This is a genomic window from Microcoleus sp. BM001215392 (genome assembly GCF_036700185.1).
Classification (GTDB): domain Bacteria; phylum Cyanobacteriota; class Cyanobacteriia; order Cyanobacteriales; family Microcoleaceae; genus Microcoleus.
In genome coordinates this window covers 1-2524 of the sequence record NZ_JAUBOJ010000614.1, presented here as the reverse complement: position 1 = coordinate 2524, position 2524 = coordinate 1, and the positions used below count along the sequence as shown (strand labels likewise).

Genomic DNA, 2524 nt, shown 5'->3' with positions numbered 1-2524 from the left:
ATATGAGAATAAAATTATGAGTCATCCTAGAATTTTTGCCGACTTTCATAATGCAGATGAACAAGGTCGCCTTCGTCTGAATTGTGTTGGGACGATCGAAGATTTGAGCCGCCAAAATATTAAGTTGCCAAATGGTAAATTGCTCACCCTAAGCATAGCGAAGAATTAGAAGTAGATGGCGCCATCCAATATTCTGAAGAGGAAAGTATCAGGGTTGCAGTAATTGATTGGAAACAGATTAGACAGGTAGACGATATTATCCTGAGCAATTCTAGTTTACCTGAGAGTGGCATAGCTCTACCAATATCCTGACCCTGACAAGCAATATCGGTGTAGAGAAAGGGGGCAGCGATCGCACTTCTGACAACTACCAAATAGTGCCACGATCGCACAAAGAGCGTGAAGCGTAGCCGTATTGCAGGTAATCGCCATACAAAAAGAAAGGGCGATCGCACATAAAAATATTTAACTTCTTCTTGTCCTTTGCATTACGATCGCTCGTCTGGAGGCATTTCTCCATCAATAACTACCAACCCCACACCGCAGCGAGTTGCCGCTTCCGCTAAGCGGGTATCAAGTGTGGCGATCGGCAATTCCAATCGTACTGCTAACTCTAAATAAGCTGCATCATAAGCAGCCAAACCTTCTTGTCTTCCTAGTACCAGAGTTGACGATAGTGCGTTGCTATTCGTAGCTTCATCAACCTGAATTAAAAGTGATTGTAACAAAGTAATAGCTATCTCAGATTGCTCAGTCGTCATACGGTTGCGTCGCTCAGCAACCAGGAGAGTATTAGCAATTTCTAGCGACCAAATGCCTGGTACAAATGCTTCGCAATCCGGCATCATCCCAAGTATAGCATTGGCATAATCGTTATCTTCATCTACTAAGCACCAACTGATTGCTACAGAACAATCCAATATAAACTGCATTAAAACCTGCGCCCTTCTTCAATCATGGAACGTATTGAATTTTTATCGAAGGCAATTTCTTTCCGCAGTTGTAGCATTCTATCAATTGCTGCTTGAATTGATTTTTTAGTAGTTAGCTTTCCCCAAGCGTTATACTTCGGTTTAACTTCCTCTGATGTTAGAGGCTGTACAACTACTAGAACTTCAACAGAAGTATCTTTAAACTCAGTGGGCATTTGGAGAAGTAATATACCATCGGTTCCAATATGCGATCGCAATTTCATTGTTTCCATGTCAGACTCCAGAAACTTCAAGCAATTATAGTTTACCTCGAAGCTCTTGACCTTGACCAGTATCTTGACCGATCGTATAGGTACAGAGGAATTGGCTCATCGAGCGCACTTCGTAGAATGACCAAGCGGTGTAATGATTAGACTGAAGCGTGCGATCGCCCCTCTCACGTCGGTTTAGTTTCCTCCTTCAACCTAACATTCATCGGCGTTTAGTTTGGCTTTGGTGAAGGGCAATCTTTCTTAAGAAACCGGGTTTCTGAGATAACTAAAGCATCTGTGCCGAGATTTTGTCCAGAAACCCGGTTTCTCACCCCCACGCGATCGCCGATCGCCTAAAATAAAAGAGCGATCGCCCACGGCATACCACGCAATCGCCCATAGGATACACCCCTAAACAAGCACCCCGGCACACCCTATGACCCTCAAAGAAAAACTCCTCCAGGCGATCGAAGCTTTGCCCAGCACACGGCTTGCCGAAGCCCTCACCTTTGTAAAATCTCTATCTACCAAACCTTCTACCACATCCGCTAAATCCTTCCTCGCTCACCTCAAGACGATCGGCACTTGGTCAGGCGACGACCTCCAAGAATGTCTAGAAGCCGTTCAAAACTCATGCGGTGAAGCACAATTTGACTACAGCCCCAATCCCTTCGACTAATGATTCTCCTCGACACCAATCATTGTAGCTACGCTATCCTCGGCAACACTCAGGTACTCGATCGGCTCTGACTGAATTAACAGCAGAACAAGCAAGCCTTTTACCTGCTACTCTGAGACAGAGCTATATGGTTATGAGGAATGGACTTGCCAACTGCCGAACAAGGCATCAGATGTGTCATACTATGTCAATCCTTGACCAATACATTCACACCTATTTTCGTTGTCCGCCTGGACGAGCGAACAGGTAATGTGTTTATATTGGCGGGAGATAACATAGAAATAGAAATCTATCGCAATGGTCTGTGGAGGTTTTTGTGATGAAGCCTGACTTTAATAGCATGACTAAAATTGAGCTAAGAGCTTATGTCATTGCTCACCCCAATGATAAAACAGCGTTTCATGCCTTTGTTGACCGCTTTACTTCTGAAGCCTCGACCAAAACTTTTGATATCCCGAAATCAATTGCTGAGGTTGAGGAAGTTGATATCTTGATTAGACAAAAGTTAGAACAACTGAAGACGACTTAGGGCTTAAACATCGGCTGATTTTTTAGGAGAGCGGTAGTCAACAAGTTCCGTTTACGTTAGCGAAATGTGCCAGAGACTATATGAGAATAAAATTATGAGTCATCCTAGAATTTTTGCCGACTTTCATAATGCA

Annotated in this window: 5 protein-coding genes; 3 read left to right on the top strand and 2 right to left on the bottom strand. The window is 43.7% G+C overall.

Annotated features, from left to right (window positions below; all coding sequences use genetic code 11):
* Positions 1-488 precede the first annotated feature (488 nt).
* Both QT974_RS33390 and QT974_RS33385 read right to left on the bottom strand, forming a co-directional pair.
* The gene (locus QT974_RS33390) at positions 489-932 is read right to left on the bottom strand and encodes a type II toxin-antitoxin system VapC family toxin (RefSeq protein ID WP_333472653.1); all 444 of its coding nucleotides are present in this window, start codon (positions 930-932) and stop codon (positions 489-491) included.
* Positions 932-1204, bottom strand: coding sequence for a hypothetical protein (locus tag QT974_RS33385; RefSeq protein WP_333472652.1), 273 nt, complete (start codon positions 1202-1204; stop codon positions 932-934). The genes QT974_RS33390 and QT974_RS33385 overlap by 1 nt, the downstream gene beginning before the upstream one ends.
* Before the next feature lie 415 nt (positions 1205-1619).
* Here QT974_RS33385 and QT974_RS33380 point away from each other — a divergent pair, with 415 nt between their 5' ends.
* From QT974_RS33380 to QT974_RS33375, 3 genes are all read left to right on the top strand, one after another.
* On the top strand, positions 1620-1862 hold the full coding sequence (locus QT974_RS33380; protein WP_293179040.1) for a hypothetical protein: 243 nt from the start codon (positions 1620-1622) through the stop codon (positions 1860-1862).
* A 140-nt stretch (positions 1863-2002) separates the two neighbouring features.
* Positions 2003-2182: a DUF6888 family protein gene (locus QT974_RS34880; protein ID WP_442933236.1), complete on the top strand. Its 180-nt coding sequence runs from the start codon at positions 2003-2005 to the stop codon at positions 2180-2182.
* Complete coding sequence (locus QT974_RS33375) at positions 2182-2391, top strand: DUF6887 family protein (protein WP_442933237.1); 210 nt, start codon at positions 2182-2184, stop codon at positions 2389-2391. The genes QT974_RS34880 and QT974_RS33375 overlap by 1 nt, the downstream gene beginning before the upstream one ends.
* Positions 2392-2524 lie beyond the last annotated feature (133 nt).

Bases quoted from the DNA above. Each gene is read 5' to 3' on its own strand.
- QT974_RS33390 (WP_333472653.1), bottom strand. From the start codon at position 932: ATGCAGTTTATATTGGATTGTTCTGTAGCAATCAGTTGGTGCTTAGTA.
- QT974_RS33385 (WP_333472652.1), bottom strand. From the start codon at position 1,204: ATGGAAACAATGAAATTGCGATCGCATATTGGAACCGATGGTATATTA.
- QT974_RS33380 (WP_293179040.1), top strand. From the start codon at position 1,620: ATGACCCTCAAAGAAAAACTCCTCCAGGCGATCGAAGCTTTGCCCAGC.
- QT974_RS34880 (WP_442933236.1), top strand. From the start codon at position 2,003: ATGGACTTGCCAACTGCCGAACAAGGCATCAGATGTGTCATACTATGT.
- QT974_RS33375 (WP_442933237.1), top strand. From the start codon at position 2,182: ATGAAGCCTGACTTTAATAGCATGACTAAAATTGAGCTAAGAGCTTAT.